Raw genomic sequence first — 15,201 nt, forward strand, 5'->3', positions numbered from 1 at the left:
GCGGTGGGCGCCCGCCCCGCCGGCGGACACCCCGCGGGGCGGGCCGCGCCGCTCAGCCGCGGCCGGTGCGCGGGGTGTCCGCCTCCACGGGGAGGGAGGGCTCCCGGGCCGGGCCGGGCACCGAGGGCCGGGCCGCGGCCGGACCGGTGGCGACCTTGGGCAGGGCGTAGGGGTGCTCCTCCTGGAGCCAGGCCACCATCTGCTCGCGCACCGTGCAGCGGGCCGTCCAGATGTCGTTGGCGTCCTTGGCCGTCATCACGGCCCGCACCTGCATCGTGGTCGGCGTGGTGTCCGTCACCGCGATGCTCCAGTCGCGGCGGTCCCAGGCCGGGCACTCCTCCAGGATGCGCTGCATCTTCTCCCGCATCAGCCCCACCGGCGCCGTGTGGTCCAGGTGGAAGTAGACCGTGCCCGTCATCTGGGCCCCGCCCCGGGACCAGTTCTCGAAGGGCTTGGAGGTGAAGTACGACACGGGCATGGTGATCCGCCGCTCGTCCCAGGTACGCACCGTCAGGAAGGTCAGCGTGACCTCGTCCACCACGCCCCACTCGCCGTCGACGACCACCGTGTCGCCGATGCGCACCATGTCGCCGAAGGCGATCTGGAAGCCCGCGAAAAGGTTGCCGAGCGTGGACTGCGCCGCCACACCGGCGACGATGCCGACGATTCCCGCGGAGGCCAGCATCGAGGCGCCCAGCTTCTCCATGCCCGGGAAGGTGAGCAGCATCGACGCGGCCGCGACCACGGCCACCACGGCCGTGACGATGCGCATGATCAGCGTCACCTGGGTGCGCACCCGCCGGACGCGGGCCGCGTCGCGGGTCGCCGCGGCGTAGCGGGCGTAGGTCGACTCCACCGCCGCGGAGGCGATCCCGAGGACCAGCCAGGCGCTCGCGGCGATCAGCACCAGCGACAGGACGTGGTCGATACCCGCCCGGTGGTCCGCCACCAGCGGCTGCCGGATCTGGCCGTAGGAGGCGCGCAGCACCAGCCCGAGGACCACGGCCTGCAGCGGCGTGCGGCAGCGGCGCAGCAGCCCCCACAGGGGCGTCTCGGGGTGGCGGTCGTCGGCGCGCCGCATCAGCCGGTCGACGGCCAGGCCGACGAGCAGCGTCAGCAGCACCGAACCGCCGACGACGACCAGCGGGCGCAGTACGTTCTCCATGTCTTCCTGACTCCGTGTCTTTCCTCGTGCGTGGGCCCGGTCGGCCCAAGGGGCGGTCACTGGCAGGATGTCGGGATGAACATCCTGCTCCTCCACTCCACGTACGGCCTGCGGCCGGCGGTGCACGCGGCCGCGGACCGCCTGAGGGCCGCCGGGCACGAGGTGCGCGTGCCCGACCTCTTCGACGGGCAAACCGCCGAGTCCACCGAGGACGGACAGGCGCTCATGGAGGGCATCGGCAGGGACGAGTTGCTGCGCCGCGCCGCCCTCGCCGCGGCCCCGCTCTCGGAGGCCGGCCTCGTCTACGCGGGCTTCTCGCTGGGCGCCGCCCTCGCCCAGGACGTGGCCCTGGCCGACGAGAAGGCCCGCGGCCTGCTGCTCCTGCACGGTACCTCGGATGTGCCCGGGACCGTCGCGCCCGAGGACCTGCCGGTGCAGCTGCACATGGCCGGGCCGGACCCCTTCGAGTCGGAGGACTGGCTCAACGCCTGGTACCTGCGGATGCTCCGCGCCGGAGCGGACGTGGAGGTCCACCGCTACCCCGGGGCGGGCCACCTCTTCACCGACCAGGGGCTGGACGACTGGGACGAGGAGGCGGCCGAGCGGACCTGGCGGGTGGCCCTGGGCTTCCTCGGCACCCTGTGAGGCCGGCCGGGCGGACGGGCCGCGCCCACCGCTCCCCGTGAGAAGGCTCACGCCGCCGGGGTGGCCGACGTCACGCGGCGGGGACGCCCGGTGCCGCCGGGCCGGGACGCGCTGCGCCCGCCCCGGTCTTCCCGACGGGGGCGGGCGCGAGGGGCCGGCCGTACGCGAGGGCCTACCGCACCGGCGCGTTCACCCGCTCCACCTTCTGGGTGCCGCTGCGGGTGCGGTACGAGCGCGCCCACGCCGTGGTGGCGTCCTTGCGGGTCCGGTCGGAGACCGTGTAGTAGTCCATCTGCGTGCGCTCCGCGGTGACGTCCAGCACCCCGTAGCCGTGGGCGTCCATGTCCACCCATCTCACATGGCGGTTGGCGGCCTTGACCGCGGTCTCCGCCACCAGGGACAGGGTGTTGGGGGCCACGTGGAGCAGGTCGTCCAGGTTGTCCGAGGTCACCGAGGTGACCACGAACTCCGTCGCCGCGGAGCGGGACAGCGGGTAGGTCGAGGCCCGCACGGGGACGTCGTTGGCCCAGGCCATGTGGATGTCGCCGGTGAGGAAGACGGTGTTCTCCACGCCCCGGTCCGTCAGATGGGCCAGCAGCTCCCTGCGGTCGTCGGTGTAGCCGTCCCACTGGTCGGTGTTGACGGCGAGGCCGCCCTCCGGCAGGCCGAGCAGCTCGGTGAGCGGCCGCAGCAGGCGGGCGGGCATCGAGCCGAAGGCCACCGGGGAGATCATCACCGAGGTGCCCACCAGCTGCCAGCGGGCCTCGGAGGCGGTCAGGCCGGCCTTCAGCCAGTCCAGCTGGGCGCGCCCGGTGATGGTGCGGTCCGGGTCGTCGACCTCGCCGCTGCCGACGCCGACCTGCTGGGAGCGGAAGGAGCGCAGGTCCAGCAGGTGCAGGTCGGCCAGGCGGCCGAAGCGCAGGCGGCGGTAGACGGTGCCCTCGGTGGAGGTGCGTACGGGCATCCACTCGAAGTAGGCCTGCTTGGCCGCCGCGACGCGGGCCGCGTAGTCGCCCTCGGTGCCGGGGGTGTGGTTCTCCGCCCCTCCCGACCAGGCGTCGTTGGCGATCTCGTGGTCGTCCCAGATGGCGACCACGGGGTGGGCGGCGTGCAGCGCCTGGAGGTCGCTGTCGGTCTTGTAGGTCGCGTGCCGGAGCCGGTAGTCGGCGAGCGTGAGGATCTCGTGCCGGGGCTCGTGCGGCCGCACCGTGTACTTCTCGGAGGGGTAGGAGCCCGAGCCGTACTCGTACAGGTAGTCGCCCAGGTGCAGCACCGCGTCGAGGTCGGAGCGTGCGGCCAGGTGCCGGTAGGCGGAGAACCAGCCGGCCTCCCAGTTGGCGCAGGAGACCACGCCGAAGCGGATGCCGGGGCCGGAGGAGTCGGCGGCGGGGGCGGTGCGGGTGCGGCCGGCGGGGGAGAGGACGCCTCCCGTGGTGAAGCGGAAGTGGTAGTCGGTGGCCGGGCGCAGCCCGCGCACGTCCACCTTGACGGTGTGGTCGAAGGCCGCGCGGGCGGTGAGGGAGCCGCGGGCGGCGATCCGGGTGAACCCGCGGTCCTCGGCCACCTCCCAGGCGACCGTGGTGTCGGCGCCTCTGCCCGATCCGGGTACGGCGTCAGGGCCTGGTGTCACACGCGTCCACAGCAGGACGCCGTCGGGCAGCGGGTCGCCGGACGCGACGCCGTGGAGGAAGGCGGGAGGGGCGTCCGCGGCGGTGGCATGGCCCGCGGCGGCAGCGGCGGCGGGAAGGGCGGCGGCGGTCGCGGCGGCGGCCTTGACGACCGTACGGCGGCTGGGAGTTGAGATGAGTCGACTGGTCACGGCCGATCAGACTACTGACCAGTAGGCCGAATGTCTGGCCGAAAACCGAAAGTTCCTCGTGCCGTGGTGCCGCCGTGCCCCCGACGACCCCGGGCCGTTCCGTTCCCCCGCCCCCGGCGCCCCGGGCCCCGCCCGGTCCGCGCGCGGACGCGCCAAGGGCCGGCGGCCACCCCGCCAGGGGTGCCCGCCGGCCCTTCGGGCGCCGCCGCGGCCCTACTGCACGCCGAGCTTCTCCAGCTCCGCGGGGAGCGCGGTCTGCTCGACGTCCTTGCCGTCGATGCGGACCGTGGGGGTGCCCTTGATCCCGGCCTCGTTGAAGTCGTCGATCACCGTCAGGGCCCACTTGTCGTAGGTGCCCTTCTCGACGGCCTGGCTGAACTCCTCGCTGTCCTTCAGCGCGTCGACGTTCTTCGCGACGTCGAGGAGGTAGGAGTCGTCGGCGAACTTGTCGTCGATCTCCTCGGGGTGGTGCTCCGCCGAGTAGAGCAGGCCGTGGTACTCGGCGAAGGCCTCCGGGCTGACGTTCAGGGCGGCGCCGAGCGCGCTGATGGCGTTCTTGGAACCGCTGCCGCCGATGTTGTCGTCGATGATCGAGCCCAGGTGGACGCGGAGGGTGAGCTTCCCCTCCTCGGCGCCCTTCTTCAGCTTCTCGCCGTTGGTCTGCTCGAAGGCGGCGCACGCGGGGCAGCGCAGGTCCTCGTAGATGTCGATCGTCTTGCCGCCGCCCTTGCCCAGGCTGACGGTCAGGCCGTCACCGCCCGAGTTGGCGGGCTTCACCAGCGTCTGGTCCTTGGCCGCCTCCCATTCGGAGGGCTTGTTGGCCTGCACGACGGCGTAGCCGATGCCGCCGGCCAGGGCCAGCACCAGGGCTCCGGCTCCGGCGACGACCATCTGCCGCCGCATCCTGTCCTTCTTGGCCTGGCGCTCGCGCTCCTCGCGCAGACGCTCGCGGGCCGCGGTCTTGCTGGCCTGGCTGTTGCGCTTGCTCATGGTGGTGTCACTCCGTGTGGGGATGGGGTACGGCTGGGTGCGCGCCCGGCAGGGCCGCGTGCCGCCCCGGGACGGGGGCGGGCGGAGGCGGGGCGCGGGGGTCGAACGGGGCGGGTGCCGCACGCGGGGCGCGGGCGAGCCGCGCACGGGGGGCCCGGGCGCGGACGGTCCGGGCGTCAGGCGACGTGCGGCACGGCACCCGGCGGACCGCGCCGGCCCACGGCGTGCACCAGCAGCCGGGTGCGCGCCGCGCGCGGTGCCCGGGCCGGTGGCCGGGGAAGCCGCCGGGGGCAGGGCGGGCGGACCGCCGCCACCGCCAGCAGCAGCGGCCGGAAGGCCAGGGCGCAGGCGGTGCGCAGCAGCCGCGCCAGCGCGGCCTCACCGCGCCGCAGCCAGGCCGCCGCCACGGCGCCGACGGCGATGTGCGCCGCGAGCAGCAGCCACGGCACGGCCGGGTCGGGGGAGCCGTGCAGCGCGGCGGGCGCCGGGCCGCCGCCCGCTGCGAGCGGGGCGAGCCCGCTGCCGACGCCGCTGCACAGCACGTCCAGGCCCACCGAGCGCAGCGAGCCGGTGACCGGCCCGCCGGCCGCCCCGTAGCAGGCGTGCTGCCCGGTGGTGAAGACCGTGTCCGCCGCCAGCTCCAGGGGGATCAGCAGCCCGGCGATCCGCCAGTAGCCGCGCTCCCGGCCGGAGAGGGCGTAGGCGACGCCGAACACGGCCGCCGACAGCAGCGCGACCGTGGCCACGGGCAGCGGGGCCTGCGAGAGCAGCACATGGGAGGCCGCGGACAGCGTCACGACCAGTGCCGTGAAGACCGCCGCCCGCAGTACCCGCGTCTGCGTCCCGGATATGTCCATCGTGGGTGAGTGTGCCACGCCTTCCTGTCGGGGCGGTGTCAGGCCCCGAGGCGGGCGGCCGGAAACACGGTGGGCGGGGCGGCCGCCAGTCCGGGTATCCGCCCGTTGCGGAAGAGGTCGACGAAGATCATGTGATCGGTCCGGGCGCGGGCGGCGTAGTCGTGTGCGAAGTCCACGAGCAGCTCCGCGAAGCCCTCCTCGTCCGCGGCGATCGCCGCGTCGATGGCGCGCTCGGTGGAGTACGGCACCAGCGAGTGGCCGCTCTCGTCGTCCGCCGCCGCGTGCATGGTGGCCGTGGCGCGACCCAGGTCGGCCACGACGGCCGCCATCTCGGCCGGGTCGTCCAGGCCGGACCAGTCCAGGTCCACCGCGTACGGCGAGACCTCGGCGACCAGCTGGCCCGCCCCGTCCAGCTCCGTCCAGCCGAGCCAGGGGTCGGCGTGCGCCTGGAGCGCGCGCTGGGAGATCACGGTGCGGTGGCCCTCGTGGCGGAAGTAGGCGCGCACCGCGGGATCCGTGACATGGCGCGAGACGGCCGGGGTCTGGCCCTGCTTCATGTAGATCACCACGTCGTTCTCCAGGGCGTCGCTGCTGCCCTCCAGGAGGATGTTGTACGAGGGCAGGCCCGCCGAGCCGATCCCCACGCCGCGCCGGCCCACCACGTCCTTGACCCGGTAGGAGTCGGGCCGGGCCAGGCTGGCCTCGGGCAGCGTCTCCAGATAGCCGTCGAAGGCGTCCAGCACCTTGTAGCGGGTGGCCGCGTCGAGCTCGACGGCCCCGCCGCCGGAGCCGAAGCGGCGCTCCACGTCGTGGACCTCCGTCAGCGAGTCCAGGAGTGAGAAGCGGGTCAGCGAGCGGGCCGCGCGCAGGGCCTCCAGCAGGGGGCCCTCGGCGGTGTCCAGCATGAACGGCGGCAGCTCCTCGCGCCCCGCGCCGGCGGCCAGCGCACCGATCCGCTCCCGGTAGGCGGCGGCGCAGATCCGCACCAGTTCGGTGATCTGGGGGTCGCTGAGCGCCTTGGTGTAGCCGATCAGCGCCAGGGAGGCCGCGAGGCGCCGCAGGTCCCAGGTGAACGGGCCGACGTAGGCCTCGTCGAAGTCGTTGGCGTTGAAGACCAGGCGGCCCGTGGCGTCCATGTAGGTGCCGAAGTTCTCCGCGTGCAGGTCGCCGTGGATCCACACCCGGCCGGTGCGCTCGTCCAGGAACGGCCCGCCCTCCCGCTCCTCGCGCAGGTCGCCGTAGAACAGGCAGGCGCTGCCCCGGTAGAAGGCGAAGGCCGAGGCGGCCATCCTGCGGAACTTGACCCGGAAGGCCGCCGGATCGGCGGCCAGGAGCTCGCCGAAGGCGGAGTCGAAGACGGCGAGGATCTCCTCGCCGCGCTGCTCGGCGTCGTGCTGCGGGAGCGGCATCGCGCGGTGCCTCCAGGGGGATCGCGGGGCGTGGCCTGTCGCCCGGTACCAACGCGCGGCACCCTCCCGGAGTGCCCGCCCGCCGTCTGCGCCGGCACGTAGACTTCCGAGCTGTCCCCCCAGACCGCGCCCAGCCTGGCGACCGACGTTCCCCGGAGGCCATCCGCCGTGACCAAGCCGCCCTTCACGCACCTGCACGTCCACACCCAGTACTCCCTGCTGGACGGTGCCGCGCGGCTCAAGGACATGTTCGACGCGTGCAACGAGATGGGCATGACCCACATCGCCATGTCCGACCACGGCAACCTGCACGGCGCCTACGACTTCTTCCACTCCGCGAAGAAGGCCGGGGTCACCCCGATCATCGGGATCGAGGCCTATGTCGCCCCCGAGTCCCGGCGGAACAAGCGGAAGATCCAGTGGGGGCAGCCGCACCAGAAGCGGGACGACGTCTCCGGCTCCGGCGGCTACACCCACAAGACCATCTGGGCGGCGAACGCCACCGGCCTGCACAACCTCTTCCGGCTCTCCTCCGACGCCTACGCCGAGGGCTGGCTCCAGAAGTGGCCGCGGATGGACAAGGAGACCATCGCCCAGTGGTCCGAGGGGCTGATCGCCTCCACCGGCTGCCCCTCCGGCGAGCTCCAGACCCGGCTGCGCCTCGGTCAGTTCGACGAGGCGCTGAAGGCTGCCTCGGACTACCAGGACATCTTCGGCAAGGACCGCTACTTCCTGGAGCTGATGGACCACGGCATCGAGATCGAGCGCCGGGTCCGCGACGGCCTGCTGGAGATCGGCCGGAAGCTCGGCATCCCGCCGCTGGTCACCAACGACTCGCACTACACCTACTCCCACGAGGCGCAGGCGCACGACGCGCTGCTGTGCATCCAGACGGGCAAGAACCTCTCCGACCCGGACCGCTTCCGCTTCGACGGCACCGGCTACTACCTCAAGTCGACCGACGAGATGTACGCCATCGACTCCTCCGACGCCTGGCAGGAGGGCTGCCGCAACACCCTGCTGGTCGCGGAGCAGGTCGACACCACGGGCATGTTCGAGAAGCGCGACCTGATGCCCCGGTTCGACATCCCCGAGGGCTACACCGAGGTCTCCTGGTTCCGCGAGGAGACCATGCGGGGCATGGAGCGGCGCTTCCCCGGCGGCGTCCCGGAGGACCGCCTCAAGCAGGTCGAGTACGAGATGGACACGATCATCTCGATGGGCTTCCCCGGGTACTTCCTCGTGGTCGCCGACTTCATCATGTGGGCCAAGAACCAGGGCATCGCCGTCGGCCCCGGCCGGGGATCCGCGGCCGGCTCGATCGTCGCCTACGCGCTGGGCATCACCGACCTCGACCCCATTCCGCACGGGCTGATCTTCGAGCGGTTCCTCAACCCCGAGCGCATCTCGATGCCCGACGTCGACATCGACTTCGACGAGCGCAGGCGCGTCGAGGTGATCCGGTACGTGACCGAGAAGTACGGCGCCGACAAGGTCGCCATGATCGGCACCTACGGCACCATCAAGGCCAAGAACGCGATCAAGGACTCCGCCCGCGTGCTGGGCTACCCGTACGCGATGGGCGACCGGATCACCAAGGCCATGCCCGCCGACGTGCTCGGCAAGGGCATCCCGCTCTCCGGCATCATCGACCCCTCCCACCCCCGGTACTCGGAGGCGGGCGAGGTCCGCGGGATGTACGAGAACGAGCCGGACGTGAAGAAGGTCATCGACACCGCGCGGGGTGTGGAGGGCCTGGTCCGGCAGATGGGCGTGCACGCGGCCGGCGTGATCATGTCCAGCGAGACCATCACCGACCACGTCCCCGTCTGGGTGCGCCACACCGACGGCGTCACCATCACGCAGTGGGACTACCCGAGCTGCGAGTCGCTCGGCCTGCTCAAGATGGACTTCCTGGGCCTGCGCAACCTCACGATCATGGACGACGCCGTCAAGATGGTGAAGGCCAACAAGGGGGTCGACATCGACCTCCTGAGCCTCCCGCTCGACGACCCCACGACCTTCGAGCTCCTCCAGCGCGGCGACACCCTGGGCGTCTTCCAGTTCGACGGCGGGCCGATGCGCTCCCTGCTGCGGCTGATGAAGCCCGACAACTTCGAGGACATCTCCGCCGTCTCGGCCCTGTACCGGCCGGGCCCGATGGGCATGAACTCCCACACCAACTACGCCCTGCGCAAGAACGGCCAGCAGGAGATCACCCCCATCCACCCCGAGCTGGAGGAGCCGCTCAGGGAGGTCCTGGACGTCACCCACGGCCTGATCGTCTACCAGGAGCAGGTGCAGAAGGCCGCCCAGATCATCGCCGGGTACTCGCTCGGCGAGGCCGACATCCTCCGCCGGGTGATGGGCAAGAAGAAGCCCGAGGAGCTGGCGAAGAACTTCACCATCTTCCAGGCCGGCGCCCGTAAGAACGAGTTCAGCGACGAGGCGATCCAGGCGCTGTGGGACGTGCTGGTCCCCTTCGCGGGCTACGCCTTCAACAAGGCCCACTCCGCCGCCTACGGCCTGGTGTCGTACTGGACGGCCTACCTCAAGGCCAACCACCCCGCCGAGTACATGGCGGCCCTCCTCACCTCGGTCAAGGACGACAAGGACAAGTCCGCCGTCTACCTGAACGAGTGCCGCCGCATGGGCATCAAGGTCCTGCCGCCCAACGTCAACGAGTCGCAGCCCAACTTCGCCGCCCAGGGCGACGACGTGATCCTCTTCGGCCTCACTGCGGTCCGCAACGTCGGCACCAACGTGGTGGAGTCGATCATCCGCACGCGCAAGGCGAAGGGGAAGTACAGCACCTTCCCCGACTTCCTCGACAAGGTCGAGGCCGTGGTCTGCAACAAGCGCACCGTCGAGTCGCTGATCAAGGCGGGCGCCTTCGACGAGATGGGCCACACCCGCAAGGGCCTGGTCGCCCACCACGAGCCGATGATCGACAACGTGGTGGCGGTGAAGCGCAAGGAGGCCGAGGGGCAGTTCGACCTCTTCGGCGGGATGGGCGAGGAGGAGAGCAGCGAACCCGGCTTCGGGCTGGACGTCGAGTTCTCGGACGTCGAGTGGGATAAGTCCTATCTGCTCGCCCAGGAGCGGGAGATGCTCGGCCTCTACGTCTCCGACCACCCGCTGTTCGGCATCGAGCACGTGCTCTCCGACAAGACGGACGCGGCGATCGCCCAGCTGACGGGCGGCGAGCACTCCGACGGCGCGGTCGTCACCATCGGCGGGATCATCTCCGGCCTCCAGCGCAAGATGACCAAGCAGGGCAACGCCTGGGCCATCGCCACCGTCGAGGACCTGGCGGGCTCGATCGAGTGCATGTTCTTCCCCGCGACCTACCAGCTGGTGTCGACGCAGCTGGTCGAGGACACCGTGGTCTTCGTGAAGGGGCGGCTCGACAAGCGGGAGGACGTGCCCCGGCTGGTGGCCATGGAGCTCCAGGTCCCCGACCTGAGTTCCGCCGGCGCCAACGCGCCGGTGGTCGTCACCATCCCGACCGTGCGGGTCACCCCGCCCATGGTCGCCCGCCTCGGCGAGATCCTCAGCCACCACAAGGGCAACACCGAGGTGCGGATCAAGCTCCAGGGCCCCCGCACGACCACGGTCCTGCGGCTCGACCGCCACCGGGTCCAGCCCGATCCCGCCCTCTTCGGCGACCTGAAGGTGCTGCTCGGCCCCTCCTGTCTGGCGGGCTGAGCCGGCAGGGCGCTCCGCCGCCTCCCCCCCCCCGCGCGCGCAGCAGGGGCGCGCCCGTCCTCACGGGCGCGCCCCTGCTGCGTGACCGAACCGGTCGCCGCGCTCAGTTGTGGCCGAAGCGCTTCTGACGGCCCTTGCTCGCCACGTCGGCGGGCGTCACCTGCGTCATGCGCTGCTCGGCCTGGGCCTCCATCGACGACTTCTGCGCGTCCTGCCGGCCGCGCTCCGCCGGCGACTGCTTCTGGTGGGCGCGATCTCGGTTCTTGTTCTTGGCCATGGTCGTTGCCTCCTGTGAAGGTCCGCGTGCCCCGAGAAGGCGGTGCGCCCGGGGCCGCGACCAGACTCACACAAGCCAAATACCCCCGCATTTTGGATCATTGCGGACAGTAGCGGCGCGAGGTGACGGCCCCGGCGCCCGATCCGCCACGCCGATGATCGAGTTCCGGCCGCCAACCCTTGCGCGGTCAGGCAGACTCGGAGGAAACCCGGGACAATTCCCGCTCCGGATCCCGGCCGGCCCCGGCCGCCGGAGCCGGGCGACGGCAGGGGAAGGCGGCGGGCCCCGGCCCGGTCCGCCCCGGCGACCGGGGCGGACCCGGTGCCCCGAACGAGTCCCCGAAAGAGGGTGGAGCGCGTGGACCGATGCGTCGTCCTGGTGGACGCCGGGTATCTCCTGGGGGCCGCCGCGAGCCTGCTCGCGGGGGAACCCGCGCGCTCGCGGATCACCGTCGACCACGCAGCGCTCGTCCGGGGGCTGCGCGACCTCGCCCAGGCCGACACCGAGCAGCCCCTGCTGCGCATCTACTGGTTCGACGGGGCACCCGACCGGGTGCCCCAGCCCGAGCACCGGCGGCTGCGCGTCATGCCCCGGGTCACCGTCAGGCTCGGCGCCCTGACCCGCAGCGACGGCCGCTGGGCCCAGAAGGGCGTCGACGCGGCCATGCACGCCGAACTCACCGAGCTGGCCAGGAACCGCGCCTGCTCCGACGTGGTCCTCGTGACCGGCGACGGAGACCTCCTCCCCGGCCTGATGTCCGCCAAGGAGCACGGGGTCGCCGTCCACCTCTGGGCCGTGCAGGCCGCCGACGGCGACTACAACCAGTCCGAGGACCTCGTCGCCGAGGCGGACGAGCGCCGGGTGCTCGACCGGGTCTGGATCACCCGTGCCATCCGGGCCAAGGAACTCACCGCGGTCTGCGCCCCGCCGCCCGTGCCGCGCCCGGAGATCGCGGCCATCCTCTCCGCCCCGCTGCCCGAGTCCGCGCTCGCTGCCTCCGCCGAGCGCGCGGCCGCCGAACGGGCCGCCCAGGCGCCGGACCGGGACACCGCCCCCGCCGCCGAGGGCACCGCCCCCGAGGCACCCGGCGCACCGGCCCCGCCCAAGGGCGTGCCCACGCCGAAGGACCTCGCCTCGCTGCACCCCCACGGCCATCCGCCCACCGCACCGCAGCCCGCCGGCGCCACCCTGCGCTGGTCCTCCGACCGGGGCTGGGTGGAGCGTCCCGGCGGCGCGCCCGGGGAGCCGCCCGAGACCGCCTCGCTGCCGACCCTCGCCCAGCTCACCAGCGCCGAGCAGCGCTGGGCCGACCGCGAGGAGGACATCACCACCGTCGGCGGCGACCCCTTCGAGGTGGGACAGGTCTTCGCGCGCCGCTGGATGGAACGGCTGCCGGAGGCCGGGCACGTCCAGCGCCTCGCCGGCCTCTACCCCCGCATCCCGCACCGTATCGACGGCGAGCTGCTGCGCTACGCCGCCCGCTTCGGGCTGCTGGCCCACAAGGACGACCAGATCGACGAGCACGACCGCTACGCGATCCGGGCCGGGTTCTGGCGCGAGATCGACGTGCGCACGGCGGCGGAGCACGCCCCGAGGAGTGACCACCCGGGGCCCGAGGGCGTCCGGGGCGGCCGGACCCCGTAGTCTCGTACCTCGTGAGTACGGTGTGCGTGGTGCGGGACCTGGTCAAGACGTACCCGGCCGCCCGCGGGCGCCGGGGCGCGCCGGGCACACCCGAGGTGCGGGCCACCGACGGGGTCAGCCTGGACGTCGGGGAGGGCGAGATCTTCGGCCTGCTCGGGCCCAACGGTGCCGGGAAGTCCACTCTGGTGCGCCAGCTCACCGGGCTGATGCGCCCCGACTCCGGTTCGGTCGAGCTGCTCGGCCACGACCTCGTGCGCCACCCCGAGCGCGCCTCCCGCCTCCTGGGCTACCTGGGGCAGGAGTCCACCGCGCTGGACGAGATGACCGTCTCCCTGGCGGCCGAGACCACCGGGCGCCTGCGCGGGCTCCCGGCGCCCGCCGCCCGCCGGGAGGCGGGCGGCGTCCTCGACGAGCTCGGTCTGGCCCCGCTCGCCGACCGGGCCCTGCGCCGCCTCTCCGGGGGGCAGCGCCGACTCGCCTGCTTCGCCGCCGCCCTGGTCGGCCCCCGGCCGGTGCTCGTCCTGGACGAGCCCACCACCGGCATGGACCCCGTCGCCCGGCGGGCGGTGTGGGCCGCGGTGGACCGGCGCCGCGCGGAGCACGGCGCGACCGTGCTGCTGGTCACCCACAACGTCATCGAGGCGGAGACCGTGCTCGACCGGGTCGCCGTCCTCGACCGTGGACGGGTGATCGCCTGCGACACGCCGATGGGGCTGAAGGAGCGCGTCGCGGGGGAGGTCCGGGTGGAGCTGGTCTGGCGGGCCGGCGCCCCGGTGGAGGTCCCCGAGGTGGCCGCGCTGCGGTCGCTCGCCCAGGAATCCGGGCGGCGCTGGGTCCTCAGGCTCGCCCCCGACCAGGCGCGGGCCGCCGTGGCCGCCGTCACCGGCGGGGCGGCCTTCGCCGCACTCGACGACTTCACCCTGGCCACGCCGAGCCTGGAGGACGTCTATCTCGCACTCGGCGGAGACACCACGAAAGGGCTGGTCAAGGCGTGAGCATCGTGTCCGCTGAGTCCGCGGGCCCCCCGGGGCCGCCCGGGACCGCGCCGAGCCCGGACGCGGCGGCCGCCCCGGCGGGGCGCGCCCCCGCTCCGCTCGCGCCCGCCGCCCGGCTGCTCCCCGCGCTCGGCGCGGTCTACCGGGCCCAGCTGTCCCGCGCCCGTGTGGCGCGCATCCCGCTGCTGTTCGTCGCCACCTTCCAGTCCGTCGGGATCATGGTCCTGATGCGCGGGGTGGTGGACGGCGGTTCGGAGGCACGGGCGGTCGTCGCCGGGGCGAGCGTGCTGGTCGTCGCCTTCGTCGCGCTGAACCTGCTCGCCCAGTACTTCGGCCAGCTGCGTGCCGCCGGCGGGCTCGACCACTACGCCACGCTTCCCGTGCCGCCCGCGGCGGTGGTGCTCGGCGCGGCCGGGGCCTACGCCTCCTTCACCGTCCCCGGGACGGTGGTCACCGCCGTGGCCGGATCGGTCCTCTTCGGGCTGCCGCTGGTGCACCTGTGGGTGCTGGCGGCGGTGATCCCGCTGTCCGGGGCGGCGCTGGCCGGCCTCGGGGCGGCGCTCGGCCTCCTCGCCCCCCGCCAGGAGCTCGCCACCCTGCTCGGCCAGCTCGGCATGTCCGCGGCGCTGCTGCTCGGTGTGCTGCCCGCGGAGCGGATGCCCGGGCCCATCGCCTACGCCCGGGACCTGCTGCCCTCCACCTACGGGGTGGAGGCGCTCGCCCGCACCTTCGAGGCCCGCCCCGACTGGGGCGCCGTGGGTGTCGACCTCGCGGTCTGCGCGGCGGTGGGAGTGGTGTCCCTGGCCGTCGCCACCCTGGCCTACCGGCGGGCCGCGGTCCGGTGAGGCGGGGCCCCGGCGGGCCTGGCACGATGGCGGGGTGACCGCACCGCTGACGCCACCCCACCGGCCTTCCTCGTCGTCCTCGTCCGGGGACGGCGATCCCTGGCGCGCCCCGGCGGGCGGCACGGTCCCGCACGGTGAGCCGTGGGGCGCGCAGGAGGACGCCGCCGAGGCCGAGGCCAAGGCCCGGGAGCTGCGCAGGGACCTCCGCGACGCGGCCGTCGTCCTGGCGGGGGTGACGGTGCTCGGTGTGGTGCTCGGGCTGCTGTGGCTGTGGCTGGCGCCGAGGGTCCCGCTGGTCTCGGACGGCGAGGCGGTGTTCCTGAGGAACACCGAGAGCGAGGAGGCCGTGGGCGCGGACGGGATGTTCGCCCTGCTGGCGGCCGGGCTGGGCGTGCTGAGCGCCGCCGCCGTCTTCCTCTTCCGCCGCCGGGGCGGCATCGCCCTGGTCCTCGCCCTCGCCCTGGGGGGCCTGCTCGCCTCGCTGCTGGGCTGGGGCGTCGGCGTCTGGCTGGGTCCGGGCACGGATGTCGCGGAGCGCGCCCGCCAGGTGGGGGAGGGCGTCACCTTCGACGCCTATCTCCAGTTGAGGGCGAAGGGGGCGCTGCTGGCCTGGCCGCTGGCCGCGATGGTGGCCCACCTCGGGCTGACGGCGCTCTTCGGCCCGGACGATCCCGAGCCCGTCCGGGACGAGCAGCACCAGTGGCCTCCGCGGGGGGCGTGACGCCTTCCTCCGCGGGAGCGTGCGGCAGGGGCGGCCCGTCCGGGCCGCCCCTGCCGCGTCCGAGGGCCCGGGTGCCGCTTCGGCGGCGCCCGGGCCCTCGCGCCGTGGTGGTCGCGGGCCGTTCCC

At 73.5% G+C, this 15,201-nt stretch carries 12 protein-coding genes; 6 read left to right on the forward strand and 6 right to left on the reverse strand.

The window, feature by feature from the left end:
• Positions 1–52 precede the first annotated feature (52 nt).
• Positions 53–1,165 (reverse strand): mechanosensitive ion channel family protein, encoded by a 1,113-nt coding sequence (locus NPS70_RS23210; RefSeq protein ID WP_256526319.1) that lies wholly within the window; start codon positions 1,163–1,165, stop codon positions 53–55.
• Positions 1,166–1,240: 75 nt separating this feature from the next.
• Between NPS70_RS23210 and NPS70_RS23215 the strand changes: the two genes are divergently transcribed.
• The gene (locus NPS70_RS23215) at positions 1,241–1,810 is read left to right on the forward strand and encodes a dienelactone hydrolase family protein (protein WP_256526320.1); all 570 of its coding nucleotides are present in this window, start codon (positions 1,241–1,243) and stop codon (positions 1,808–1,810) included.
• Positions 1,811–1,982: 172 nt separating this feature from the next.
• On the opposite strand, the gene NPS70_RS23220 is transcribed toward NPS70_RS23215, so the two are convergent.
• The 4 genes from NPS70_RS23220 to NPS70_RS23235 all read right to left on the reverse strand — a co-directional run bounded on the left by NPS70_RS23220 (position 1,983) and on the right by NPS70_RS23235 (position 6,885).
• Positions 1,983–3,629, reverse strand: a complete 1,647-nt coding sequence (locus tag NPS70_RS23220; protein WP_256526321.1) for an alkaline phosphatase D family protein — start codon at positions 3,627–3,629, stop codon at positions 1,983–1,985.
• A gap of 213 nt (positions 3,630–3,842) precedes the next feature.
• On the reverse strand, positions 3,843–4,619 hold the full coding sequence (locus tag NPS70_RS23225) for a thioredoxin domain-containing protein (RefSeq protein ID WP_256526322.1): 777 nt from the start codon (positions 4,617–4,619) through the stop codon (positions 3,843–3,845).
• Between the two features lie 176 nt (positions 4,620–4,795).
• Positions 4,796–5,476: a hypothetical protein gene (locus NPS70_RS23230; protein ID WP_256526323.1), complete on the reverse strand. Its 681-nt coding sequence runs from the start codon at positions 5,474–5,476 to the stop codon at positions 4,796–4,798.
• 38 nt (positions 5,477–5,514) lie between these two features.
• Positions 5,515–6,885, reverse strand: coding sequence for a DUF2252 domain-containing protein (locus tag NPS70_RS23235; RefSeq protein WP_256526324.1), 1,371 nt, complete (start codon positions 6,883–6,885; stop codon positions 5,515–5,517).
• Positions 6,886–7,053: 168 nt separating this feature from the next.
• On the opposite strand from NPS70_RS23235, the gene dnaE reads away from it, so the two are divergent.
• Positions 7,054–10,593, forward strand: a complete 3,540-nt coding sequence (gene dnaE, locus NPS70_RS23240; protein WP_256526325.1) for a DNA polymerase III subunit alpha — start codon at positions 7,054–7,056, stop codon at positions 10,591–10,593.
• Positions 10,594–10,696: 103 nt separating this feature from the next.
• On the opposite strand, the gene NPS70_RS23245 is transcribed toward dnaE, so the two are convergent.
• A complete protein-coding gene (locus NPS70_RS23245) occupies positions 10,697–10,870 on the reverse strand; it encodes a hypothetical protein (protein WP_256526326.1) in 174 nt (57 codons plus the stop codon).
• Between the two features lie 348 nt (positions 10,871–11,218).
• Here NPS70_RS23245 and NPS70_RS23250 point away from each other — a divergent pair, with 348 nt between their 5' ends.
• From NPS70_RS23250 to NPS70_RS23265, 4 genes are read left to right on the forward strand one after another with little or no spacing between them, the layout of a single operon-like run.
• Entirely contained in the window at positions 11,219–12,514 is a 1,296-nt protein-coding gene (locus tag NPS70_RS23250) for an NYN domain-containing protein (protein ID WP_256526327.1), read from the forward strand.
• A gap of 20 nt (positions 12,515–12,534) precedes the next feature.
• Entirely contained in the window at positions 12,535–13,509 is a 975-nt protein-coding gene (locus NPS70_RS28775; RefSeq protein ID WP_256526409.1) for an ABC transporter ATP-binding protein, read from the forward strand.
• Entirely contained in the window at positions 13,506–14,354 is an 849-nt protein-coding gene (locus NPS70_RS23260; protein ID WP_256526328.1) for an ABC transporter permease, read from the forward strand. Before NPS70_RS28775 ends, NPS70_RS23260 begins: the two co-directional genes overlap by 4 nt.
• Positions 14,355–14,388: 34 nt before the next feature.
• The gene (locus tag NPS70_RS23265) at positions 14,389–15,075 is read left to right on the forward strand and encodes an ABC transporter permease (RefSeq protein WP_256526329.1); all 687 of its coding nucleotides are present in this window, start codon (positions 14,389–14,391) and stop codon (positions 15,073–15,075) included.
• The last annotated feature ends 126 nt before the right edge of the window (positions 15,076–15,201 follow it).

The sequence above is a fragment of the Streptomyces sp. C10-9-1 genome (assembly GCF_024497955.1).
GTDB lineage: Bacteria > Actinomycetota > Actinomycetes > Streptomycetales > Streptomycetaceae > Streptomyces > Streptomyces sanyensis.

What these genes read in the sequence shown, in the direction of transcription:
- NPS70_RS23210 (WP_256526319.1), bottom strand. Translation starts at nt 1,165, where the DNA reads ATGGAGAACGTACTGCGCCCGCTGGTCGTCGTCGGCGGTTCGGTGCTG.
- NPS70_RS23225 (WP_256526322.1), bottom strand. Translation starts at nt 4,619, where the DNA reads ATGAGCAAGCGCAACAGCCAGGCCAGCAAGACCGCGGCCCGCGAGCGT.
- NPS70_RS23245 (WP_256526326.1), bottom strand. Translation starts at nt 10,870, where the DNA reads ATGGCCAAGAACAAGAACCGAGATCGCGCCCACCAGAAGCAGTCGCCG.
- NPS70_RS23230 (WP_256526323.1), bottom strand. Translation starts at nt 5,476, where the DNA reads ATGGACATATCCGGGACGCAGACGCGGGTACTGCGGGCGGCGGTCTTC.
- NPS70_RS23235 (WP_256526324.1), bottom strand. Translation starts at nt 6,885, where the DNA reads ATGCCGCTCCCGCAGCACGACGCCGAGCAGCGCGGCGAGGAGATCCTC.
- NPS70_RS23215 (WP_256526320.1), top strand. Translation starts at nt 1,241, where the DNA reads ATGAACATCCTGCTCCTCCACTCCACGTACGGCCTGCGGCCGGCGGTG.